At 63.2% G+C, this 21,529-nt stretch carries 22 protein-coding genes and 1 pseudogene; 13 read left to right on the forward strand and 10 right to left on the reverse strand.

Translation table 11 applies throughout. The features are described from left to right. The 4 genes from O7A61_RS21690 to O7A61_RS21705 all read left to right on the forward strand — a co-directional run. A partial coding sequence (locus O7A61_RS21690; RefSeq protein WP_337131540.1) for an enolase C-terminal domain-like protein occupies positions 1-474 on the forward strand: 474 nt, incomplete at its 5' end. Between the two features lie 2 nt (positions 475-476). Further along, a complete protein-coding gene (locus tag O7A61_RS21695) occupies positions 477-1,196 on the forward strand; it encodes a FadR/GntR family transcriptional regulator (RefSeq protein ID WP_337131542.1) in 720 nt (239 codons plus the stop codon). 14 nt (positions 1,197-1,210) lie between these two features. Continuing rightward, positions 1,211-2,191 carry a hydroxyacid dehydrogenase gene (locus tag O7A61_RS21700; RefSeq protein ID WP_337131557.1) on the forward strand — a complete coding sequence of 327 codons (981 nt, stop codon included), beginning with the start codon at positions 1,211-1,213 and terminating at the stop codon, positions 2,189-2,191. Positions 2,192-2,230: 39 nt separating this feature from the next. After that, complete coding sequence (locus O7A61_RS21705; protein WP_337131543.1) at positions 2,231-2,620, forward strand: hypothetical protein; 390 nt, start codon at positions 2,231-2,233, stop codon at positions 2,618-2,620. Between the two features lie 24 nt (positions 2,621-2,644). Here the strand turns inward: O7A61_RS21705 and O7A61_RS21710 are convergent, their stop codons facing one another. Further along, on the reverse strand, positions 2,645-3,940 hold the full coding sequence (locus O7A61_RS21710) for an amidase (RefSeq protein WP_337131544.1): 1,296 nt from the start codon (positions 3,938-3,940) through the stop codon (positions 2,645-2,647). A 116-nt stretch (positions 3,941-4,056) separates the two neighbouring features. Here O7A61_RS21710 and O7A61_RS21715 point away from each other — a divergent pair, with 116 nt between their 5' ends. Then, positions 4,057-4,404 (forward strand): GFA family protein, encoded by a 348-nt coding sequence (locus O7A61_RS21715; protein ID WP_337131545.1) that lies wholly within the window; start codon positions 4,057-4,059, stop codon positions 4,402-4,404. Between the two features lie 113 nt (positions 4,405-4,517). Here the strand turns inward: O7A61_RS21715 and O7A61_RS21720 are convergent, their stop codons facing one another. Further along, on the reverse strand, positions 4,518-5,732 hold the full coding sequence (locus O7A61_RS21720) for an MFS transporter (RefSeq protein ID WP_337131547.1): 1,215 nt from the start codon (positions 5,730-5,732) through the stop codon (positions 4,518-4,520). Between the two features lie 175 nt (positions 5,733-5,907). Here O7A61_RS21720 and O7A61_RS21725 point away from each other — a divergent pair, with 175 nt between their 5' ends. Together O7A61_RS21725 and O7A61_RS21730 are read left to right on the forward strand one after the other, a co-directional pair. Then, entirely contained in the window at positions 5,908-6,873 is a 966-nt protein-coding gene (locus O7A61_RS21725; RefSeq protein ID WP_337131548.1) for an AraC family transcriptional regulator, read from the forward strand. A gap of 117 nt (positions 6,874-6,990) precedes the next feature. Next, a complete protein-coding gene (locus O7A61_RS21730; RefSeq protein ID WP_337131549.1) occupies positions 6,991-7,422 on the forward strand; it encodes a DUF4437 domain-containing protein in 432 nt (143 codons plus the stop codon). A 7-nt stretch (positions 7,423-7,429) separates the two neighbouring features. On the opposite strand, the gene O7A61_RS21735 is transcribed toward O7A61_RS21730, so the two are convergent. The 7 genes from O7A61_RS21735 to O7A61_RS21765 all read right to left on the reverse strand — a co-directional run bounded on the left by O7A61_RS21735 (position 7,430) and on the right by O7A61_RS21765 (position 14,156). Next, positions 7,430-8,533, reverse strand: coding sequence for an ABC transporter ATP-binding protein (locus tag O7A61_RS21735; protein ID WP_027144640.1), 1,104 nt, complete (start codon positions 8,531-8,533; stop codon positions 7,430-7,432). Beyond that, a complete protein-coding gene (locus O7A61_RS21740; RefSeq protein ID WP_337131550.1) occupies positions 8,533-9,636 on the reverse strand; it encodes an ABC transporter ATP-binding protein in 1,104 nt (367 codons plus the stop codon). The genes O7A61_RS21735 and O7A61_RS21740 overlap by 1 nt, the downstream gene beginning before the upstream one ends. Then, positions 9,633-9,863: a hypothetical protein gene (locus tag O7A61_RS21745; RefSeq protein ID WP_337131551.1), complete on the reverse strand. Its 231-nt coding sequence runs from the start codon at positions 9,861-9,863 to the stop codon at positions 9,633-9,635. The genes O7A61_RS21740 and O7A61_RS21745 overlap by 4 nt, the downstream gene beginning before the upstream one ends. Next, positions 9,860-10,819 (reverse strand): carbohydrate ABC transporter permease, encoded by a 960-nt coding sequence (locus O7A61_RS21750; protein WP_027144637.1) that lies wholly within the window; start codon positions 10,817-10,819, stop codon positions 9,860-9,862. Before O7A61_RS21750 ends, O7A61_RS21745 begins: the two co-directional genes overlap by 4 nt. A 1-nt stretch (position 10,820) precedes the next feature. Continuing rightward, a complete protein-coding gene (locus tag O7A61_RS21755) occupies positions 10,821-11,726 on the reverse strand; it encodes a carbohydrate ABC transporter permease (RefSeq protein WP_015315632.1) in 906 nt (301 codons plus the stop codon). 69 nt (positions 11,727-11,795) lie between these two features. Continuing rightward, positions 11,796-13,112: an ABC transporter substrate-binding protein gene (locus tag O7A61_RS21760; RefSeq protein ID WP_027144635.1), complete on the reverse strand. Its 1,317-nt coding sequence runs from the start codon at positions 13,110-13,112 to the stop codon at positions 11,796-11,798. Positions 13,113-13,478: 366 nt separating this feature from the next. Beyond that, positions 13,479-14,156 carry a TetR/AcrR family transcriptional regulator gene (locus O7A61_RS21765; protein WP_337131552.1) on the reverse strand — a complete coding sequence of 226 codons (678 nt, stop codon included), beginning with the start codon at positions 14,154-14,156 and terminating at the stop codon, positions 13,479-13,481. Positions 14,157-14,296: 140 nt separating this feature from the next. On the opposite strand from O7A61_RS21765, the gene O7A61_RS21770 reads away from it, so the two are divergent. From O7A61_RS21770 to O7A61_RS21780, 3 genes are read left to right on the forward strand one after another with little or no spacing between them, the layout of a single operon-like run. Next, a complete protein-coding gene (locus O7A61_RS21770) occupies positions 14,297-15,493 on the forward strand; it encodes a Tm-1-like ATP-binding domain-containing protein (protein WP_337105352.1) in 1,197 nt (398 codons plus the stop codon). 9 nt (positions 15,494-15,502) lie between these two features. Continuing rightward, positions 15,503-16,360, forward strand: a complete 858-nt coding sequence (locus O7A61_RS21775) for a phosphoenolpyruvate hydrolase family protein (protein ID WP_027144632.1) — start codon at positions 15,503-15,505, stop codon at positions 16,358-16,360. A gap of 6 nt (positions 16,361-16,366) precedes the next feature. Beyond that, positions 16,367-16,783 (forward strand): cupin domain-containing protein, encoded by a 417-nt coding sequence (locus tag O7A61_RS21780; protein WP_027144631.1) that lies wholly within the window; start codon positions 16,367-16,369, stop codon positions 16,781-16,783. A gap of 71 nt (positions 16,784-16,854) precedes the next feature. Here the strand turns inward: O7A61_RS21780 and O7A61_RS21785 are convergent, their stop codons facing one another. Beyond that, positions 16,855-18,045 (reverse strand): Xaa-Pro peptidase family protein, encoded by a 1,191-nt coding sequence (locus O7A61_RS21785; RefSeq protein WP_337131553.1) that lies wholly within the window; start codon positions 18,043-18,045, stop codon positions 16,855-16,857. A gap of 364 nt (positions 18,046-18,409) precedes the next feature. Between O7A61_RS21785 and O7A61_RS21790 the strand changes: the two genes are divergently transcribed. The 3 genes and pseudogenes from O7A61_RS21790 to O7A61_RS21800 all read left to right on the forward strand — a co-directional run. Further along, the gene (locus O7A61_RS21790; RefSeq protein ID WP_337131555.1) at positions 18,410-20,020 is read left to right on the forward strand and encodes an ABC transporter substrate-binding protein; all 1,611 of its coding nucleotides are present in this window, start codon (positions 18,410-18,412) and stop codon (positions 20,018-20,020) included. 282 nt (positions 20,021-20,302) lie between these two features. Next, complete coding sequence (locus tag O7A61_RS21795; protein WP_337131556.1) at positions 20,303-21,289, forward strand: ABC transporter permease; 987 nt, start codon at positions 20,303-20,305, stop codon at positions 21,287-21,289. Beyond that, a pseudogene (locus tag O7A61_RS21800) lies at positions 21,286-21,529 on the forward strand (ABC transporter permease); the annotation flags it as partial. The gene O7A61_RS21795 and the pseudogene O7A61_RS21800, both read left to right, overlap by 4 nt.

Genomic DNA, 21,529 nt, shown 5'->3' on the forward strand with positions numbered 1-21,529 from the left:
GATCTCGATCTCGCCTGGTTCGAGGAGCCTGTGATCGCCGACGACAAGCCGGGCATGGCCGAAGTGCGCACCGCCGGCGCGGTTCCGATCGCCACCGGCGAGAGCGAGGCGACGCGCTATGCCTTCCGCGACCTCGCCGTGCTCAAGGCCGCCGACATCTTCCAGCCGGACCCGGCCTTCTGCGGCGGCATCAGCGAGGCGATGAAGATCGGCACCATCGCCAGCGCCTTCAATTTGCGCTTCGCGCCGCATCTTTGGGCCGGTGCGCCATGCTTCTTCGCCGGGCTGCATGTCTGCGCCGCCTCGCCTTCGAGTTTCACGGTCGAATATTCGCTCGGCGCCAACCCGATGATCCACGATCTGATCGAAGAGACTGTCGAAGCAAGGGACGGCATGATAGCGATCCCGGAAAAGCCCGGATTGGGATTCACCGTTTCGGAGCGATTCCTGGAGGCGCACGCGCAACGCAATTGACGATGAAAGAAAAGAACCTTCTCGCGGAACTCGCCGCCTATCTGTTCTCCCATTCGGACAAGGAGAGCGGCCGCACGCCGTCGGAACGCGAGCTGGCGGAGCATTTCGGCGTCAGCCGTGGCCAGATCCGCGAAGCGCTCGCCATCCTCGAAGCCATGCGCATTGTCGAGCGCCGCGCCAAATCGGGCATCTACATCGACACCAAGCAGGCAAGCGTCGAGGCGCTGGCACTGTTCGCGCGCGCCGGCCTGCCGCTCGATCCCTTGCAGATTTATGAAACGGTCGAGTTGCGCAAGATCCATGAGATCAAGGCCGCCGAGCTTGCCTGCTCGCGCGCCACCGAGGAGAATTTCGAGCGCCTGCGCGAAATCCTCAGGGCATCGGAAGACCGCATCGCCGCAGGCGAAGGCCTGGCCAAGGAGGACCGCGAATTTCATCTGGAGATCGTGCGCGCCACCAAGAACAGCGTCTTCCACAACATCTGCAGCGTCTACTATCTGATGGGCGAGCAGCGCCTGCCGATCTACTTCAACGACCTCGAACGCAGCTTGCGTTCGCATGCCGAGCACGTGCAGATCTACGAGGCGCTGCTGCGCCGCGATGGCAATCTCGCCCAGGCGTTGATGAGCGCCCACCTCCAAGGCGCGGAAAGCTATTGGAAGGGCCTGATCGAGGGCGGCATGGCGGCTGTGCCCGCGGGCGCGACACTCGAAAAGGCCTGACCGTGACCCAGGCCATGCCCAAGATCCTGTCGACCCATCCGCTGCACCCGCGCGCCACGGCCAGGCTCGCCGGCGCCGGTCAGCTCGTCATTGCCTCCGCGCTCGACGCCGGCACCTTGACCAGGGAGGCCAAGGACGCCGATATCGTCATCGTGCGGGCGCCTCTGCCGCCGGCATTATTCGAGGGAGCCTGGAAGCTCAGGGCCGCGATCCGCCATGGCGCCGGGCTCGACATGATCCCGATGGAAGCGGCCGCGGCAGCCGGCGTGCTCGTGGCCAACGTGCCGGCGGTCAATGCCCGCTCGGTTGCCGAACATGTCATGTTCACCGCGCTTGCACTGCTGCGGCAGTTCCGCAGGGTCGACCGCGACCTGCGCGCCAAGGGCTGGCTTGCCGGACGCGAGCATGCCAATTCCAACATCGAACTCGCCGGCAAGACCATTGGCATTGTTGGTCTCGGCGCCGTCGGGCAGGCCGTCGGCCACATCGCCGCGCACGGCTTCGACCTGAAAGTGGTGGCAACGACGCGCAGCATGCAGCCGGCGCCGGAAAAAGTCGGCTTCCTGTCGATCGACGCGCTGGTCGAGCAGAGCGACATCATCGTGCTCTGCTGCCCGCTGACGCCGGAGACACGCGGCTTGATCAGCCGCGAACGTATCGCCCGCATGAAGCCCAACGCACTGCTGATCAACGTGTCGCGCGGGCCGGTCGTCGATGATGACGCGTTGATCGAGGCCTTGCGGGAGCGCCGCATCGGCGGCGCCGCGCTCGATGTCTTTTCGACGCAGCCGCTGCCGCCAAATCATCCCTATTTCGGCTTCGACAATGTCGTCATCACCCCGCATATGGCGGGGATTACCGAGGAATCGATGATGCGCATGGGCGTCGGCGCGGCCAGCGAAGTCTTGCTGGTGCTGGCCGGCAAGCTGCCGGTCAATCTGCGCAATCCGGAAGTGGTCGATCACTACCGGCGACGGTTTCCGGCGCAGATATAGCATCGCGGTTTCGCCCCAATTCTCCGCGACGTTGAGGCCATGTCCGGTCTTCGCCTTGCATCTCTGATTGCCGCAACTTCCTCCATCTGCACCTTGCCGGCACTCGGTGCGGCCGAGAGCAGCTATGTCTATTGCGACAACGGGCTGCGCTGCTTCAAGGCGCCCTGTCCATCGAGCAGCGCGCTCGATCTCGTCACCGGCACGATCATCAAGGGTGTGTCGATCGACACCAGCGGATTGCCGCAGGCCGACAAGGCGATAACCGATCAGTCCGACGTGCTTTATAGCGGAAAGATCGTGGTCAGGGGCGCAATCGAGCAGCGCACGCAGACCATCACCGGCAAGGATTACAGCTTGCCCTGGCTGGTCGCGACCCGCATCGTGCGCACCGCCAAGGACGGCGAACGCAAGCACTGTTCGTCGCACTGATCCGTCATCTACGGCCACTGCCGATCAACCACCCACCAGCCTCTCCACCGACGCGGCGATCCTCAGCAGACGACTGTCATCGCCATTGCGCGCCACGAGCATCAATCCCATTGGCAGCGATGCATCCGGCATCGGCAACGAGATCGCGCAGAGGTCGAATTGGTTGGCGACCTGCGTGTTGCGCAAAAGCAGTCCTTCGATACGATCACGCAGTTCGGCATCCTCGGCCAATGCAGCGATGGTCGGCGCCGTCACCGGCGTGGTCGGCAAAGCCAGCACATCGATCAACGCCAGCCGCTCATCCATGGCGGCGGTAAGCGCGGCACGGCGGCGGAGCGCCCTGATATAAACCGGCGTCGGCAGCAGTGCGGCGCGCGACAGAGGCCCGCTGACATGCGGATCCACCGGCACCGATGCGCCTGTCGCCAGCCAGTCGGCATGCACTTCCGCGCCCTCCATCGCCGCGATCGACCCGCGCTTGGTGGCCGCGCGCAGATCCGCGATCATATCGTCGATCGACAGATCCGCGATGCGTGCGCCAGCCTGTTCGATCTTGCCAAGACAATGCTCGAAGGCCGCGGCAATTTCGCCTTCCGTGTCGCCGAAGAGAACGCCGCGCGGAATGCCGATCCGAAGCCCGGCCAGTGGAATGGCCACCAACTCGTTCGGCTCCTCGCCGGCCATCACCGCGTGGGCGGCGGCGCATTGCGGGACGGTTCGGGCGAGCGGTCCGACCGAGTCCAACGTTCCCGAAAGCGGAAAGGCGCCGGAGAGCGGCACGCGCCGCGCTGTCGGCTTGAAACCGACGACACCATTGAGCGCCGCCGGAATGCGGATCGAACCACCGGTGTCGGAGCCGATCGAAATTTCGCTCGTCCCCTCGCCCACAGACACGCCGGCGCCGGATGACGAACCGCCGGGAATGCACCTGGCATCCCTTGCATTGCCTGGCGTGCCGTAATGCATGTTGTCGCCGATCGCGGTGAAGGCGAATTCGGTCATGTTAGTCTTGCCGATAATGACGGTGCCGGCCTGGCGCAGCCTGCCGACGATGGTGGCGTCGCGCATAGCAGGCGCGGCGGTCCTGCGCATCAGGGAACCGGCCGTGGTCGGCTCGCCGGCGACATCGAACAAATCCTTGATCGAGACAATGGTGCCGTCGAGCGGGCCGAGCGTCACGCCCACTCTTTTGCGGTGGTCGCTGGCATCAGCCGCGGCCCGCGCGGCTTCGGCATAGAGCTTCGTGAAGACCTTCTCGTCGGCCGTACGATTGGCAAGACGTGACAGGATGTTTTCGAGACGGTCGCGGATTGATTGCATGTCGATGTCGGACTCCGCCAGGATAGAAACGTCCTTAGGGCAAGCAGCCGCTAAGCCTGCCGAAGGGATAACCCGGCCAGCATGCCTTTGCACCTGCCAGCGATAGGAAGATACTGATGCTGTACAAAGGCAGCTGCCATTGCGGCAAGGTTGCGTTCGAGGTGGAGGGCGAGCTTGAGGGTGTCGTGCGCTGCAATTGCTCGATCTGCGCCCGCAAGGGTGCGCTGCTATGGGCCGTGCCACATGACAGGCTTACCCTCGTCGCCTGGGGCGATGACCTCGGCCGCTACACATTCGGCGAGGCGAGAATAGCGCACCGCTTCTGCCGAACCTGCGGCATCCATCCCTTTGCCGAGGACACCAGCGAAGGCGGCGAACGCAGCGCTTACGTCAACATCAATTGCGTCACCGGTCTCGACCCGTCCGCCTTGTCGATCTTCGACTTCGACGGGCGGGCAGTCTAAGCTTCCCAGTATCCCCCATCGCCCGCCACTCGTTCACCGCTGCCTCAAAATACCGGCGGCCCGAAAACCGTAAGGGTTCTCGGGCCGTTGCCAGGGGCGACCTTTCGGAGAGACTATTCGGCCTGCTTCGGACCGCGCAGGAACACCACGACGGCAGCCAGCAACGTCGCCGCGCCGCAATAGGCAAAGGCGCTGGCGACGCCGGCATAGTCGACCAGCAGACCGCCAAAGACGGCGCCCATCGCAATCGCCACCTGGAAGGTCGCGACCATCAGGCCGCCGGCGCTTTCAGCCTGGTCGGGTGCTGCCCGCACCAGCCAGCTCTGCAACCCGACCGGCACCGCGCCGAAGGCAAAGCCCCAGGCCGCGACGGCGGCGGCGGCGACCATGGGCGAAGTGCCAAGGATCAGCATCGAGGCGGCCGCCAATGCAATCAGCAGGGGCGCCAGGGCCACCGCGGCCTTGAGGTTGCGCTCGGCCAGGATGCCGCCGGCGATGTTGCCGAAGAAACCGCCTATGCCGTAGGCCAGCAGCACCAGCGAGATCGTCTCGATGTTGAGCACCGGCACCTTCTCGAGGAAGGGACGGACATAGGTGAAGCCGGCAAAGTGCCCGGACGCGACCAGCAGCACGACCAGCAGGGCAATCCTGATCGACGGCCGCTCCAGCACCTCGAGCAAGGTGCGGAAGCTCGCGACCCCCACCGGCGGCAGCTTCGGAATGGTGGCCAATTGCACCAGCAGCGCCAGCGCCCCGACGATCGTCGCAATCATGAAGGCCGTGCGCCAGCCCCAGACGTCGCCGACATAGGCGCCGACCGGAGCTGCGGTAACGGTGGCAAGCGACACGCCGGTCAGGATGATCGACATGGCGCGCGGCATCAGCCGCATCGGCACCAGCCGCAACGTCATGGCCGCCGACATCGCCCAGAAGCCGCCAAGGGCCACGCCGAGCACGACACGGGCAAGCAGAAGCACGGACAGCGACGAGGCAAAGGTGGCGAGAAGATTGGACAGGATGAGGAACATCGTCAGCATCCACATCACCAGCCTGCGGTCCATGCGCCTTGTGATGATGGCCATGGTGGGGGCGGCGATGGCGCCGACGATGGCGGTTGCCGTCGCCGCCTGCCCTGCCACGCCTTCGCTTACGCCCAGATCGCGCGCCATCGGCGTCAAAAGGCTGGCGGGCAGGAATTCGGCGGTGACCAGACCGAAAACGCCAAGGGCGAGCGAGACCACGGCGCCCCATGCGGGCTCGGTTCGTTCATCGGATTCTGCGGGGTTCAGAAGTGCAGCGTCAATGGCGCCTGTCGCGGGTTCGGCCATGGTCAGTCTCCGATGTTTGCAGCGCCACATAGAAAAGAACCGGCTCGGGCTACCGTTACACGCCTCGCCGCCATCGCTTGGCTATGCGGCCGGTCTTCGGATTTTGCAGCGCAGCATTTGACTGCAGCGCAACATGGGAGTGACGAGTTGGGGTTTCCATGCTAGAAACACCAGAATGAATTACAATTCGTCCAAAATGGCGCTGCCGACTTCTGGCGATCCGCTGACCGACATGCTGCGCGGATTACGGCTCGACGGCGTCGACTATGGCCGCTGCGTGTTGGGCGAGCCCTGGGCCGTTTCCTTCCCCGCACAGAAGGCAGCGCGGTTTCATTTCATCGGCCAGCAGGGTTGCTGGCTGTTCTCGCCGGCCAGGGAGTGGATCGAACTCTCCGTAGGCGACGCGCTTCTGATCCCGCGCGGCGACGCGCATGTCCTGGCCAGCGCGCCCGGCGTGCCCCCGGTGCCGATCGGCCGCTACACGATCGAACCGGTGTGCGAGAACATATACGACGTCTCCAACGAGTGCGGTGGGCCCAAGACGTTGCTGTTTTGCGGCAGCATGCATTTCAATCTCGACGGCTCGCACCCGCTGCTCGACATGATGCCAAACCTGATGCAGGCGCATAAGCTGATGGCGAACGCGCCGGGTATTCAGCATCTGCTCGACGCGATGGCCGGCGAGGTGACGATGGACCGGGTCGGCTCCGGCGGAATCCTTGCCCGCCTTGCCGATGTGCTCGCTGCCACGATCATCCGCTCCTGGGTGGAGAACGGCTGTGGCGATGCCACCGGCTGGATCGCCGCCGTCCGCAATCCCGACGTCGGCAAAGTGCTGGCAACCATCCACCTTCAGCCGGATCGCGATTGGAGCGTCGAGGCGCTGGCGCGGATGATGGGAGCCTCGCGCTCCGCCTTTGCCCAGCGCTTCGCCACAGTGGTCGGAGAGACGCCGGCCAAATATGTGCTGCGCGTGCGCATGCACCAGGCCAGGCAGTGGTTGGCCCGGGATGGCATGAGGGTATCGGTGGCGGCGGCGAAACTGGGTTATGATTCGGAAGCATCCTTCAGCCGCGCCTTCAAGCGGGTGATGGGCGTGGCGCCGAGCCATCTGCGCCATGCCGGCGACGACCCGTCCTGACGTCAGGACGACAAATCGCTCCAATCCTTCCCGGCTGGAGGAATTGCCAGGTCTTTTGGACGCGGCGTCATTGCCGGCCAGCTTCCGGCGGATAATCTGGTCCGTGGAGGAAATCCCATGGCCAATCATTTCGCACTGCTGGCGCTTGGTGTCCTGTCGGTCATTCCCGGACGCGCCTTTGCCCTCGAGGACAGCTATGTGCAGGCAGGCAAGATCCCTTACGTCGCCGAGGCGCCGGACCAGCCGCAGCGCCTGGGACCGCTGTGGGGCGAAAGGGCCAAGGGCCCTGCCGGCACCTTGCTGAAAGTCCCGGGCAACTGGCGCGCTCCTGTTCACGCGCACACCGCCGACTATCGCGCCGTAGTCATCCAGGGTCTGTGGGCGCACTGGCAGATGGAAGGCGGTGAGGCGACCAAGGTCGAACTGCCGCCTGGTTCCTACTGGACGCAAAAGGCCAATGAGATGCATGACGACGGCTGCCTCTCGCAGACGGAATGCGTGATCCTGTTGATCAACGACACGCCATACGAGACCTACCTGCCAAAATAGCCGCGCCCTATGACGCGTGCCGCAAGCTGACCCCACTGCCCTTGTCGAACAGCACCACCTTGTCCGGGTTCCAGGCAAAGCGCACCGGTTGCTCGATCGCGACATCGGTCCTGGCCGGCACGGTGGCGCGCAGTGTCGTATCGCCGACCCGCAGCGTCAGGATCTTTTCCACGCCATGGTTCTCGACGTCGTGGACACGCGCCTCGACCGGTGCGCCGCTTTCCAGATAGACATCCTCCGGACGGATGCCGAAGACGAGCGGGCGACCGTCGGTCGCCCCACTCGCCCCAGCCCCCGCAAAGATTTTGGCCGCCCCCGCAAAGGGCAATTCGAAATTCAACGGCGCCATCACCGCACGGCCGTTCACCAGCCTGCCGTCGATCAGGTTCATCGGCGGCGAGCCGACGAAGCTCGCCACATAAGTGTCGCGCGGGTTGTTGTAGATCTCGTGCGGCGTGCCGGTCTGGATGATGCGGCCGTGGTTGAGCACGCCGACTTTGTCGCCCATGGACATCGCCTCGATCTGGTCGTGGGTCACGAACAGGAAGGTGGCGCCGAGCTGTATCTGCAGGTTCTTCAACTCGGTGCGCAGCGCCTCGCGCAATTTGGCGTCGAGCGCCGACAGCGGCTCGTCCATTAGGAACACGCGCGGCTTGCGCACGATGGCGCGGCCGATGGAGACGCGCTGCATCTCGCCGCCGGATAGCCGGTCGGTCTTGCGGTCGAGCAGGTGCTCGATCCGCAGCGTGCGGGCGGCGCGGTCGACGCGGTCCTTGATCTCGGCGTCCGGCAGACGGCGGATCTTCGGTTTCAGCGGAAATTCGAGATTCTCGCGCACCGTGTAACGCGGATAAAGCGAGTATTGCTGCAGCACCAGCGCCACGTCGCGCTCGGCCGCGCCCCAGTCGGCAACGTCGACCCCGTCGATGAAGACCTGCCCCTCGCTCGGCTTCTCCAGGCCGGCGATCAGCCGCAGCGTCGTCGTCTTGCCGGCACCCGTTTCGCCGAGCAGGACAAAGAATTCGCCATCGGCGATGTCGAGGTCCAGTCCGGTCAAGGCCGTGTGGTTGCCGAAACTCTTGGAAATGTTCTTGAGCTGAATATGGGCCATCAGAGCCTCACCTCAAGCGACTTGCCGCTTGCCTTGTCGAAGAAATGCGCCTGCGTCGGATCGATCCTGGCAAAGACCTTTTCGCCGGGGCCTGAAATGTAGCCGCTCTTGGTGCGGGCACGCAGCATCTTGGAGCCGACCTTGAGGTCGACGATGTCGAAGGAGCCGAGCGGTTCGACGATCTGCGTCTCGACGGCCATGAAGCCATCGGCCGCGTCACGGCGAATGAGCACCCCTTCGGGCCGAATGCCGAGCGCCAGGCTGCCACCGGTATGGCCATTGAGCTTCGACAGCAATGTGCGGGGAAACTCGAAGCCGGAAGCCGCTCCACCGACCGAGACCGAAACGGAAGACGCCGTCTCGGCGACCGCCGCGTCGGCGACGTTCATCACCGGGCTACCGACGAATTGCGCCACGAACAGGTTGGCCGGACGCGAATAGACCTCGTCGGGCGTCCCCACCTGCTGCAGCACCCCCTCATGCATGATGACGATGCGGTCGGCCAGGCTCATCGCCTCGATCTGATCGTGCGTGACATAGATGGTGGTCGAGCCCTGCTTGATGTGCAGCCGCTTGATCTCGGCCCGCATCTCCTCGCGCAGCTTGGCGTCGAGCGCACCGATCGGCTCATCCATCAGCATCGCCTTCGGCCGCCGCACCAGCGCCCGGCCGATGGCGACGCGCTGCATGTCGCCGCCTGAGAGCGCCGACGGTTTCTTGGCCAACAGGTCCAGGATTTGCAGCGTTTTGGCGACCGAACGTACTTCCTGATCGATCTCGCTTTTGCTCTTGCGCGTGGCGCGGAGTGGAAAGGCGATGTTCTCGTAGACGCTCATATGCGGGTAGAGCGAAAACGACTGGAACACCATGGCGATATCGCGGTCGGCCGCCTTCAAATGTTGGACCGGTTTGCCGTCGATGAGGATATCCCCCTCGTCGATGGTTTCCAGCCCGGCGATGGCGCGCAACGTCGTCGTCTTGCCGCAGCCGGACTGGCCGAGCAGCACGATGAACTCATTGTCCGCGATCTTGAGGTTGAGGTCCTTGATGACCTGGACGGCACCGAAGAATTTCTGGACGCCGCGAAGCTCGATCTGGGTCAATGCTGTGCTCCCGGATTTCGCGCATCCGCGTCATGGCCGGTGCCGGCCTGTTCCTCGGGCGCGATCTTCGAGGTGATGTTGAAGCCGATCAGCCCGACCAGTATGATGGTCAGGCCATAGGCGTGCAGCAGCATGTTCCAGGGCTGGCAGAGGGCCACGATGCCGAGCACCATGAGTATTTGCGAACCCGGTTCCAGATATTTCTGATTGATGGCGCGAAAGCTCATTTGCGGATTGCTCCGAAGGACATGCCGCGCAAGAGATGATTGCGGAGCAGGAAGGTGAAGATGGCGACCGGCAGCAGGAACAGGAAGGTTCCGGCGGCGATCACCGTCCAGTCCGGCAGGCCGGAGCCGACCTGGCTGGGAATGAACGGCGGCGCGGTCTGGGCGCGGCGGTTGGTCATGATCAGCGCGAAGGCATATTCGTTCCACGCCGTGATGAAGCAGAAGACGGCGGTGGCGGCGATGCCGGTGGCGGCCTCCGGCAGCACGATCTTGAAGAAGGCTTCCATGCGGGTGTAACCGTCGACCAGTGCCGCCTCCTCATATTCCTTCGGGATTTCATCCATGAAACCCTTCATCAGCCACACCGAGAAGGACAGGTTGAAGGCGGTGTAGAGGATGATCAGCCCGATGTGGGTATCGTTGAGGCCGACCGCGCGGTACATCAGGAACATCGGGATCGCCACCACCACGGGCGGCAACATGCGTGTCGACAGGATGAAGAAGAGCAGATCCGCCTCTCCCTTCACCTTGAAGCGCGAGAACCCATAAGCGGTGAACGTGCCCATACCGACCGCCAGCACCGTCGATGTGATGGCGATGATCAGCGAGTTCAGAAAGCGGCTCGGATAGCCGGACCACTGCACCTGGCCCTTGCCGTCGCGCACGATCTTTTCGCCACCGTCGAAGACGACGCGCTCCCACCATGGGGCCGCCGCGTACTCTTCCGGCGACGGCGGACTGCGCAATTGAGATCGCTTGGTGAACAGCTTCACGAAGGGCGATATCTCTGGCTGAAAGACGACGGTCGGCGGAATGGTCGTGGCAAGATTGCGCGGCTTGAACGCCGTTGATGCGATCCAGTAGATCGGCGCCAGGAATATTATCGTCACCAGCAGCACGGCGACGATGGCGACGCGGTTGAAGGTGATCTCGGAAGAAGTGCGGACGGCGGCCATCTCAGCGCTCCTTCACCTTGTTGAGGTATTTGACGTAGATGTTGGTGATCGCCAGCACCATGATCAGCACGATGTAGGCCATCGCGCAGGAGCGCCCGGTCTGCCATTCCTGGAACGCCATCTTGTAGAGCCGGATCGAGATGAGCTCGGCCGTCGGCTGGCTGGTCAGGATGTAGGCAAGGTCGAAGGTCTTGAACGCTTCCATGGTGCGGAAAATGACCGCGATCATCAGGATCGGCGCGACCAGCGGCAGCGTGATACGGAAGAAGGTGTAGAACGGCCCGGCGCGGTCGATCGCGGCGGCTTCGTAGAGATGCTTCGGCACCGCCGACAGGCCGGCCAGCGACAGCAGCATGACGAAGGGTGACCACATCCAGATGTCGGTCAGCGCGACGGCGTAAAGCGCCATCTTGGGGTCGGCCAGCCACTCGAAATTGCCGAGCCCGAGCGCATAGTTGATGACCCCCCATGACGGGTCGTAAAGCAATTTCCAGAACAGCCCGACGACCGCCATCGACAGCATCATCGGCAGCAGCAGCAGCGTGGTGATAAGACCCTTGAGCGGAATATCCCGGTTGAGCAGCATCGCCACGCCGAAGCCGACGAGCAGCTGTCCGACGACCGAGACAATCACGTATTTCGCCGTGATGGCGAAGTTCGACCAGACATAGGGGTCGTTGAGCAGGTCGCGATAGTTCTGCAGCCCGACGAAATTCGCCGGCGCGTTGGTCGACGCGCGGAAGTCGGTGAAGGAATAGCCGAGCGAATAGATCAGCGGAAAAATGTTGAAGACGATCAGGAACAGAACCGTCGGGATGATGAAGAGATTGCGGATGGAAATATCGCTCAGGCCGCGCGCCGCGGCACGCGAGGATCTGTCGAGGGTGGTGATCATCGTGGTCGCCAAGACCCTGCTCCCGGTTCAAGAAAAAGAAACGGAGGAGGCGACACCGCCCCCTCCGCGGGACATGAATGATTATTGGCCGCGGCCGTATTTCTTGAAGGTCGCATTCCAGTCTCCAGCCAAGGCGTCCAGCGTTTCCTTGGCGGTGCCACTGCCGCCGATTATGTAGGGATAGACGCGCTGGTTCAGCTGCTGCAGCAGTTCGGCATATTCCGGCACCGCCCAGAAGTCCTTCACCTTGAACATGGTCTCGTAGAAGGCCTTGTTGTAGGGCGTGGCGTTCTGGAACTCAGGCGACTTGAGCACTGCCTGGCTGCAGGTATAGCCGCCAAGGGCCGCCCACTTCTTCTGGGTCTCGTCCTTGATGAACCATTCGAGGAACTTCATCGCCTCTTCCTGCTTCTGCGAGTACGAGATGACGGAGATGCCTTGCCCGCCGAGCGCGGCGAACTGGTCGCCATTGGGACCGGGAGGGTTGGCGAAGAAGCCGGTGTTCTTGGCATTCGGGTTCGACGCTTCGTTGATCAGCGAGGGGAAGAACGCGAAGAAGTTCATGCTCATCGCGGCCAGGTTTTCCGTGATTGCCTGGTTGTCCTCGACGAAGAACGATTTGGCCCAGCCCGGAGGCGTGAACTTGTAGAGTTCCTTATAGGCATCGAGCGCGGCCACCGCCTTGTCGGAGTTGATGTGACCATCGACCTTGTAGGTCGTGTAGTCGCCCAACTCACCGCCATAGGAGAACAGCGCGTTCTCGAAGCCCATCGCCATCGCGTCGTAGGAATTGTCGGTGTAGATGGCGATGCCGTATCTCTTCTGATCCGGCCGGTGGAAGAACTCGGCGATGTCGCGCAGCGCCTTGAAGTCCTTCGGCACGTCGAGGTCGTAGCCGTACTTGGCCTTGAAGGCTTCCTTCTCCTTCGGATCCTCGAACCAGTCCTTGCGATAGGACCAGCCGACGGCATCGCCCTCGAGCGGGATCGCCCAGTATTTGCCGCTGTTGCCGGGATACTCGGCATAGTATTTCACCGTCGCCGGTGCCATGACGTTGCCAAGATCATGCTTCTTGAAGAAGTCGGTCAGGTCGACATAGTGGCCGCCGGTGGAGCCGGCGCCGAGCCACTGCGAGTCGCCAACGACCAGGTCATAGGCGTCGCCATGGGCGTTGAACTCGGTGAAGGCCTTGGTCTGGAAGTCGGACCAGGGCGTGGTCTCCACCGTGATCTTGACGCCGGTTTCCTTCTCGTACTCGTTGCCGAGTTCCTGCAGGTAATTGGCCGGATCCCACTCCGCCCAGAAGATGGTGAGCGACTTTTCCTGCGCGTAGACGGATGTTCCGCAGGCAAGCGTTAAGCCTATACCAGCAAGCACGCTGGTCACTAACTTGCGCATAATGATTTCCTCCCTTGTGCGCATTCTTCCTTGTCTTGCGAGCCGGCTACGGAGCTGGCCCTGGTAGTTCCTCCGGTGGTCGCGCTTTCCGAAATTCGGAGCCTCCTCGCTCTGTCCGGAAATGGGTCGCAGCCCTCACTTTCGATCCGCTTTTCTTTCCAAATCTGGTATTACCAATTATGAATGCCCGTCAAGCCCTTTCTTGCGCAACAATGCCTGCCAAAGCCGTCGAATTTCAGACTTATCCAGCTGTTTTCTCTGTATTTTCCTACTCATTGATATGCTTTGGCCTTGTGCGGACTTTTGCATTGCGGGTATTATCAGTGGTCGACGCGCCAATCTGGTAGAACCAGATTAGCGCTATTCCTATGTCGTCGCCAGCGTCATCCCAGCCGTATCGGTGGCCGACTCCGCGATCGCCGCGCGCACCAACGCACTCGCCGCCCATTGCGCGACCGACATCGTCCGGCGGCTGTCCAGCCCCCATATATCCTTGAGCACGATCAGCACCTCCACGCCGAAGATGAGCGACAGCGCCTGCGCCAGCCGCTTGAAATCGCGCGGCGGCAAGCGGCCCTTGAGCGGCGCGAGCGCCTCTTTCAGCAATTCGACGCGATGGCCGCGCGTGAAGGCAGGCTCGCCGCCCAGCGTACCCGCCTGGCGTCGCGCCCATTGATCGAGCGACAGCTTCAACGCTGCCTTGAACGTCGCCTCGAAGGCCTCGATGCGCGGCATGGCCGTATCGAACAGGTCTGCGACCCGGCGCTCGGCATCGGCGGCGGTGGATTTCCAAGTGAGGATCGGCCCGAGCCCCTCGTCGACGACCGCCTGCACCAAGGCTGCCTGGCTCGGGAAATAGCGATAGGCGGTGGCGCGGGAAACCTCGGCCGCCTCCGCCACCTCGCTGACCGAGGGCGTCGCCCCCGCCTGCATCAGCCTTGTCGCCGTCTCCAGCATCAGCCGTTTCGTACGCACGCGGGGTCCGCGTTCGGCTCTCTCACCGGTGTCTTCGTTCGTTGCGGGTTGTTGACGTGAGACATTCATACCAATACGATACGCGCGTCTCAAAAAATTGCAATGGCAGCCCCTTATCCCGGAGTGGCTATGTTGACGCTTTATGGCGCACAAAGCTTTCATCTGCTGAGCACCACCACCTTTGGGCCATCCAGCACAGGGGGGCGCAGATGAAGCGCGTCTATGTGGTGGGCACGGCCGATACCAAGGGCGAGGAACTCGGCTTCCTCGCGGATGCGATCGCAGCCACGGGCGCCGTCGTTTGCCGTGTCGATATCGGCACGCGAGGCGCGACCGTGCCGGTCGACGTCTCGGCTGAGGAGGTCGCCGCCTGTCATCCCGATGGCCGCGGTGCGGTGCTCGGCATCGACGACCGCGGCAGATCGGTTGCGGCGATGGCTGGGGCATTCACGCGCTTTGTCCAGTCGTGCACCGACATATCAGGTGTGGTCGGCATTGGCGGTGGTGGCGGCACCTCGATCGTCACCGCGGGCATGCGCGCGCTGCCGCTCGGCCTGCCCAAGATCATGGTCTCGACGCTCGCTTCGGGCGACACCGCTCCCTATGTGGACATATCCGACATCATCATGATGCCGTCGGTGACCGACATGGCTGGCCTCAACCGGCTGTCTCGTGTCGTCCTGCACAACGCCGCCCAGGCGATAGCGGGCATGGCAGGCAATCCGGCGCCGGCAGCGGACGGCAAAGCATCGATCGGCCTCACCATGTTCGGCGTCACCACGCCTTGCGTGACCGCAATCGCCGATCAATTGCGCGACATCTACGACTGCATCGTCTTCCATGCCACCGGCACCGGCGGCCGCAGCATGGAGAAATTGGCCGACAGCAGCCTGCTGTCGGGTGTCATCGACATCACCACGACGGAGGTCTGCGACCTGCTGTTCAATGGCGTGCTGCCGGCGACGCAGGATCGTTTCGGTGCCATCGCCCGCACCGGCCTGCCCTATGTCGGTTCGGTGGGCGCGCTCGACATGGTCAACTTCTGGGCGCCTTCGACCATTCCGGAGCGCTATCGCGGCCGGTTGTTCTATGAGCACAACCCGAACGTCACCCTGATGCGCACGACCGCACAGGAATGCCGCGCGATCGGCGAATGGATCGGCACCAGGCTCGCCCATTGCGAAGGTCCAGTGCATTTCCTGATCCCGGAAAAAGGCGTCTCCGCACTCGATATCGAAGGCGGCGCCTTCTTCGATCCGGAAGCCGATGCCGTCCTGTTCGACGCCATCGAGCGCACCATCAGGCCAGGTGCGACGCGCCGCGTCACCCGCCTGCCGCTGCACATCAACGATCCCGAATTCGCCAGGGCCGCGGTCGCTGCCTTTCTCGATATCGCCAGACAGTGAGACCCAGACATGCCAGCCATACCGCGCAAGGACATATTGAAGAAATTCCGGGGAATGATCGACAAGGGCGTGCCGATCGTCGGCGGCGGTGCCGGCACCGGCCTGTCGGCCAAGGCAGAGGAAGCCGGCGGCATCGACCTCATCATCATCTACAATTCCGGCCGCTACCGCATGGCCGGACGCGGTTCGGCCGCGGGCCTGCTCGCCTATGGCAATGCCAACGAGATCGTCAAGGAGATGGCCTATGAGGTCTTGCCGGTGGTCAGGCGCACGCCCGTGCTGGCCGGCGTCAACGGCACCGATCCCTTCGTCATCATGCCGCTGCTGCTGGCGGAACTGAAGACGATGGGCTTTTCCGGCGTGCAGAATTTCCCGACTATCGGTCTCTTCGACGGCACCATGCGGCAGAGCTTCGAGGAGACCGGCATGGGCTTCGGCCTCGAGGTCGACATGATCGCCGAGGCGCACAAGCTCGATCTCTTGACCACGCCCTATGTCTTCACCCCCGAAGAAGCTCGCGCCATGGCCAAGGCCGGAGCCGACATCGTCGTTGCCCATATGGGTGTGACGACTGGCGGCTCGATCGGCGCCACCTCGGCCAAGTCGCTCGACGACTGCGTCGTTGCCATCGACGCCATTGCCGAGGCCGCGCGCTCGGTACGCAAGGATGTCATCCTGCTTTGCCATGGCGGCCCAATCTCAATGCCCGACGATGCGCGCTACATCCTCTCCCATGCCAAAGGCCTGCACGGCTTTTATGGCGCGAGCTCGATGGAACGGCTGCCCGCGGAAGCCGCGATCGCCAGGCAGACGGCGGATTTCAAGGCGCTCGGCGGCGAGAAGACCGCCAAGAAAAAGAAGGGATGATGAGAGATGGCCGACAAGAGCAAGGTGTTTGTCTACCCGAAGGACGTCAGCGCCTTCGGTTTCGACTGGGGGAAATTGTCCCTGACCGTTGCGCCAGAAGTGAATGGCGCGACCCGCTTTTCCGGCGGCGTCGTCGACTTGCCCTCGGGCAAGGGCCATACCCGCCACAATCATCCGGGCGCCGAGGAAATCATCTTCGTCATCTCGGGCCATGGCGAACAGATGGTCGAGGACGAGAAGGGCAATCCGGTGGTCGAGAATGTCGGCCCCGGCTGCACCATCTACGTGCCGGAAAGCCGGTTCCACTCGACGCTCAACACCGGCGACGGGCCGATGCAGCTCTTCGTGGTTTATTCGCCGGCGGGACCGGAGCTTGGGTTGCGTGAATTGCCGGATTTCAGGCTGATCCCGGCGGGACAGTGATGATCTGCTCGAGGCGGCGCCGCAGCTCATTGTCCTGCCGGACATTTCTCCCCGTATAGTGACGGGGAGAATCAGGCCGTACCACCCCTGTTCCAGCCCCTGCCCCGATCCCCGAACATCACATAACCACTCTCGGTCACGGCAAGCGTGTCCTCCAGCTTGATGAAGCCGCGCGTCGGGTGAAGCATGGTAGTCTCCACCGACAGCACCATGTTTTTCTCCAGCGGCTTGGCGGCATAAGTGCCTTCATAAGTCACCGGATGGTTGGTCATCAGGAACGGCGCCTCATGCGTGATCAGGCCCATGCCGTGGGCGAAGAAATCCGTGTAGGGCGCGACCTTGGATGTCTTCAGCACGCCGTCGGCGTGAGCAATTATGTCGCCGCCAAGCACACCTGCCCTCACCTTCGAGAAGGCCGCCTGCTGCACGGTCTCGACCTCGGCCAGCAGATCCTCCAACTCGGCATCGGGTTCGCCCAGAATGCCCATCCTGCAGAGGTCGCCGATATAGCCGTGATAATTGCCGCCGGAATCGATCGACAGCACCTCGCCGTTCTTCCACGCCTGGCTTGACGAAGCGCGGTTGTGGCTGGAGCCCAGCGTAAGCAGGCAATATTCGAAATGCGCGCCGCGATTGGTCTCCTCGCGCCGGAGCTGCTCGATCATCTCGCTCTTGGTCGTGCCCTCGTGCGCACAGGCGATGGTCGCCAGCATGGAATCGGTGATCAGTTCGGAGGCGGTGCGCAGCTTTTCGAGCTCGGCGTCCGTCTTGATGGCGCGCATGCGTTCCAGCATGTCGGTCGCGTCGATCAATTTCGCGTCGGGCAATGCCTTGCGGATCAGCGCATAGGCGTCCGACGGCAGGAAGCCGGGTTCGATGCCGATGCGGGCACCGTCCTTGCCGATCTTTCTGATATGCTCGACTGCGAGATTGGCGGCATCGAGCGTGCCCCAGCAGGCGGCATGCAGCGTCGGCGTCCAGAACGGATGGTTCTGGTGCTCGCCGCCCTCCATGCGGTTGCCGATATAGGCCGCATGGTCCGGCCCGCCCTTCTCGTAGACGACGATGGGCAGGTAGCGGCTGTGGCCGATCGCATCCATGGCGGCGAAGAAGATGAACTTGTAGCCGCCCAACAGATATTGCGTGTTGTGCTTGGAGGTCGCAAGCAGCACGTCGATGCCGGCCTCCTCCATCAGCCGGTCGACCCTGGCCTGGTCGAACGGGATATTGCTGACGGCACTCTTGCCCGGCGCAATGTTCATCACTCTCTCCCTGAATTGCCCGGGATCGGTGCTGTTTCGCACTCGATCCACCGGCTCGCGATCAAATCTGCACCATTGTTCCCACTGTGGTCTAGCCAGAATGTTTACGACGCAACGCCCGGACGGTCACCAAGCGTCATTTGTCCATATATCCGCGGATCTGGTCCTACCAGCCAGCCGAATTGAATGGACTTGTGCTAACTGGTCCAGCGGACGAAAATTTCAAAGCCAAGCAAGGATGCGCCAATTCCGTCTCTGGCGAAACCCTCGGCAAGGCTCATAATCCCGCCGCAGGATGCCGATGCACGCGCCGGCGTTCGAGGGGTGTTGTCGCGCCCGGTCGCGGAGAGGACGGAGTTCGATCATGTCAGGTTTCACCATTTCCAGACGCACCATGCTTACCGGCTCGGCAATGCTGCTGGCCTCCACGGCGATGCCGGCACTGGGCTGGGCGCAGACGCCGAGGAAGGGCGGCCGGCTCGTGCTTGCCGCCGATTCCGAGCCACGCAACCTCAATCCGGCGATCGTCGCCTCCAACGGTGTTTTCTTCATCTCCAGCAAGATCGTCGAGACGCTGGCCGAAGCCTCCTTCGATAGCAAGGATGGGCTTGCACCTCGGCTGGCGATGAGCTGGGAAGGGGCCGCCGACGGGTTGTCGGCGACGTTCAAGCTGCGCGAAGGAGTCAAATGGCATGACGGCAAGCCGTTCACCTCGGCCGACGTCGCCTTCTCGGCGCTGCAGATCTGGAAGCCGCTGCAGAATCTCGGCCGCACGGTGTTCAAGGACCTCAGCGCGGTCGACACACCAGACGATCTGACCGCAGTGTTCAAATTCGCCAAGCCGACGCCGTTCCAGCTGATCCGAAACGCCTTGCCGGCACTGTCGAGCGTCGTGCCGAAGCACGTCTACGAAGTCGGCAAGATCGAGGACAACCCGGCCAACAACGCACCCATCGGCACCGGGCCGTTCAAGTTCGGCGAGTACAAGGCCGGCCAGTATTACCGGCTGACGAAGAACACCGATTACTGGGGCAAGGACGAGCCCTATCTCGACGAGATCATTTATCAGGTCCTGCCCGACCGTACCTCGGCCGCTGCCGCGATCGAGGCCGAGGAAATCCAGCTCGCGGCTTTCTCCGCCGTGCCACTGGCCGACCTCGACCGCATCTCTAAGGTTCCCGGCCTGAAGGTCATCACCAAGGGTTATGAGGGCCTGACCTACCAACTCGTGGTCGAAATCAACCATCGCCGCAAGGAACTGGCCGACATCAAGGTGCGCCAGGCCATCGCGCATGCCATCGACAAGGATTTCGTCGTCAAGACGGTGTTCCTCGGCTATGCTGCCACCGCCACCGGCCCGGTGCCGAAGAACGATCCGCAATTCTACACCGCCGACGTGCCGACCTACGCCTTCGACGTCGCCAAGGCCAACGCGCTGCTCGACGAAGCCGGTTACAAGAAAGGCGCTGACGGCAACCGCTTCTCGCTCAAGCTCTTGCCGGCCCCTTATTTCAACGAGACAAAACAGTTCGGCGATTATTTGCGCCAAGCGCTCGCGGCAATAGGCATCGACGCGCAGCTGGTCAACAACGACTCGGCGGCGCACATCAAGGCGGTCTACACCGACCACGCCTTCGACCTCGCGGTCGGCCCGCCGGTCTTCCGGGGCGATCCGGCCATCTCGACCACCATCCTGGTGCAGAGCGGCATTCCCGATGGCGTGCCGTTCTCCAACCAAGGCGGCTACAAGAACGACGCGCTCGACGCGCTGATCACCAAGGCCTCCGAAACGCTCGACACCACGGCGCGCACCGACCTCTATAAGGAATTCCAGAAGCAGGTCGCGGCCGACCTGCCGCTGATCAACGTCGCCGAATGGAGCTTCATCAGCGTCGCTAGTGACAAGGTCGGCAACATCGCCAACAACCCGCGCTGGGCGGTTTCGAACTGGGCGGACACGTATTTGGAATCGTGACACACTCACCCGGATGAGAATTCGCGGCGAAAAATTCGTAGGCGCAATGACGGAGGTCGAGCCCTACGATACCCCCCTCTGTCCTGCCGGACATCTCCCCCTCAAGGGGGGAGATTGGCTTGCCCTAGCACCACCCCTTTTTTCTGCGACATTTGCGATTGGCACCGAGGCCGATGACATCCAATCTCCCCCCTTGAGGGGGAGATGTCCGGCAGGACAGAGGGGGACGCCTTGGCTCGGCATTTCTCGTAGGCAGCCCCGCGCCAAACCTCCGACGCGCGCATGACCCGTGCCCTGGTCCTCCTCCGCCGTCGCCTCGTCGGCAGCATTTTCGTACTGCTGATCGTCGTCATCGGCACTTTCCTTTTGCTCGAAGCCGCCCCGGGTGATGCAGTCGACGCCTACATCGTCTCGACCGGCGGCGATGCCGGCATGATCGAGCTCTTGCGCCACCGCTGGGGCCTTGACCAGTCGGAGTTGACGCGGCTCGCCAACTATCTCTGGGCATTGCTGCATCTCGACCTCGGCCAGTCCGTCACCTTCTCCAGGCCGATCCGCGACGTCATCCTCGAGCGCCTGCCGACCACGCTCATCCTGATGGTCAGCGCCACCGCGCTCTCCTTCGGCCTCGGCTCGACGCTCGGCATCTATGCCGGCGCAAGGCCCGGCGGTTTGCGTGACCGTTTTCTCTCCGTCGCCTCGCTGGCGCTCTACGCGGTGCCCGGCTTCTGGCTCGGCCTGGTGCTGATCGTAATCTTCGCCGTCGACCTGCGCTGGCTGCCGATCGGCGGCGTCGAGACGCTGGCCTCGGACAAGACCGGTCTCGACCGCGCCGCCGACATCGCCATCCATCTGGTGCTGCCGGTTTCCGCACTCGGCTTCATCTATCTGGCACTCTATCTGCGCATGATGCGCGCCGGCATGGCCGAGGTCTGGCGCCAGGATTTTGTGTTGGCCGCCCGCGCCAGGGGGCTATCGCGCCGCCGCATCGTGCTCGTGCATGTCGCCCGCAACGCACTGCTGCCGCTGGTCACCATGCTCGGCCTGCAATCGGCGCAGATGCTGGGGGGCAGCGTCGTCATCGAGAGCGTCTTTGCCGTGCCCGGCCTCGGCCGGCTGGCGCAGGAAGCGGTGGCCGCGCGCGACACCCCCTTGCTGCTTGGCATCATCCTCACAAGCGCCGTGCTGGTCATCCTCATCAACCTTCTTGTCGACATCGCCTATGCCTTCCTCGACGCGCGCGTCGGCGCCAGTGAGGCGGGCGCATGAACCGTCTGCGCCGTTTCTTGCGCACGCCCGAAGCGGTTGCCGGCACTATTCTTTTGACGGTGCTGTTTGCCATGGCGCTGTCGGCCTCGCTGCTGTTTCCCGGGGACCCGCAAGCGATTGCCGGCCCCGCGCTGCTGCCGCCATTCCAGGATTGGTCGCTGCCGCTCGGCACCGACCGGCTCGGTCGCGACGTACTGGCCGAACTGTTCCATGGCTCCCGCACCTCGCTTGCTGTCGGCC

The sequence above is a fragment of the Mesorhizobium sp. Cs1321R2N1 genome, assembly GCF_037179725.1.
Lineage (GTDB): Bacteria > Pseudomonadota > Alphaproteobacteria > Rhizobiales > Rhizobiaceae > Mesorhizobium > Mesorhizobium salmacidum.

Bases quoted from the DNA above. Each gene is read 5' to 3' on its own strand.
- O7A61_RS21725 (WP_337131548.1), top strand. From the start codon at position 5,908: ATGAATTACAATTCGTCCAAAATGGCGCTGCCGACTTCTGGCGATCCG.
- O7A61_RS21760 (WP_027144635.1), bottom strand. From the start codon at position 13,112: ATGCGCAAGTTAGTGACCAGCGTGCTTGCTGGTATAGGCTTAACGCTT.
- O7A61_RS21765 (WP_337131552.1), bottom strand. From the start codon at position 14,156: ATGAATGTCTCACGTCAACAACCCGCAACGAACGAAGACACCGGTGAG.
- O7A61_RS21780 (WP_027144631.1), top strand. From the start codon at position 16,367: ATGGCCGACAAGAGCAAGGTGTTTGTCTACCCGAAGGACGTCAGCGCC.
- O7A61_RS21700 (WP_337131557.1), top strand. From the start codon at position 1,211: ATGCCCAAGATCCTGTCGACCCATCCGCTGCACCCGCGCGCCACGGCC.
- O7A61_RS21730 (WP_337131549.1), top strand. From the start codon at position 6,991: ATGGCCAATCATTTCGCACTGCTGGCGCTTGGTGTCCTGTCGGTCATT.
- O7A61_RS21745 (WP_337131551.1), bottom strand. From the start codon at position 9,863: ATGAGCTTTCGCGCCATCAATCAGAAATATCTGGAACCGGGTTCGCAA.
- O7A61_RS21750 (WP_027144637.1), bottom strand. From the start codon at position 10,819: ATGGCCGCCGTCCGCACTTCTTCCGAGATCACCTTCAACCGCGTCGCC.
- O7A61_RS21720 (WP_337131547.1), bottom strand. From the start codon at position 5,732: ATGGCCGAACCCGCGACAGGCGCCATTGACGCTGCACTTCTGAACCCC.
- O7A61_RS21735 (WP_027144640.1), bottom strand. From the start codon at position 8,533: ATGGCCCATATTCAGCTCAAGAACATTTCCAAGAGTTTCGGCAACCAC.
- O7A61_RS21715 (WP_337131545.1), top strand. From the start codon at position 4,057: ATGCTGTACAAAGGCAGCTGCCATTGCGGCAAGGTTGCGTTCGAGGTG.
- O7A61_RS21785 (WP_337131553.1), bottom strand. From the start codon at position 18,045: ATGAACATTGCGCCGGGCAAGAGTGCCGTCAGCAATATCCCGTTCGAC.
- O7A61_RS21710 (WP_337131544.1), bottom strand. From the start codon at position 3,940: ATGCAATCAATCCGCGACCGTCTCGAAAACATCCTGTCACGTCTTGCC.
- O7A61_RS21705 (WP_337131543.1), top strand. From the start codon at position 2,231: ATGTCCGGTCTTCGCCTTGCATCTCTGATTGCCGCAACTTCCTCCATC.
- O7A61_RS21790 (WP_337131555.1), top strand. From the start codon at position 18,410: ATGTCAGGTTTCACCATTTCCAGACGCACCATGCTTACCGGCTCGGCA.
- O7A61_RS21695 (WP_337131542.1), top strand. From the start codon at position 477: ATGAAAGAAAAGAACCTTCTCGCGGAACTCGCCGCCTATCTGTTCTCC.
- O7A61_RS21795 (WP_337131556.1), top strand. From the start codon at position 20,303: ATGACCCGTGCCCTGGTCCTCCTCCGCCGTCGCCTCGTCGGCAGCATT.
- O7A61_RS21770 (WP_337105352.1), top strand. From the start codon at position 14,297: ATGAAGCGCGTCTATGTGGTGGGCACGGCCGATACCAAGGGCGAGGAA.
- O7A61_RS21775 (WP_027144632.1), top strand. From the start codon at position 15,503: ATGCCAGCCATACCGCGCAAGGACATATTGAAGAAATTCCGGGGAATG.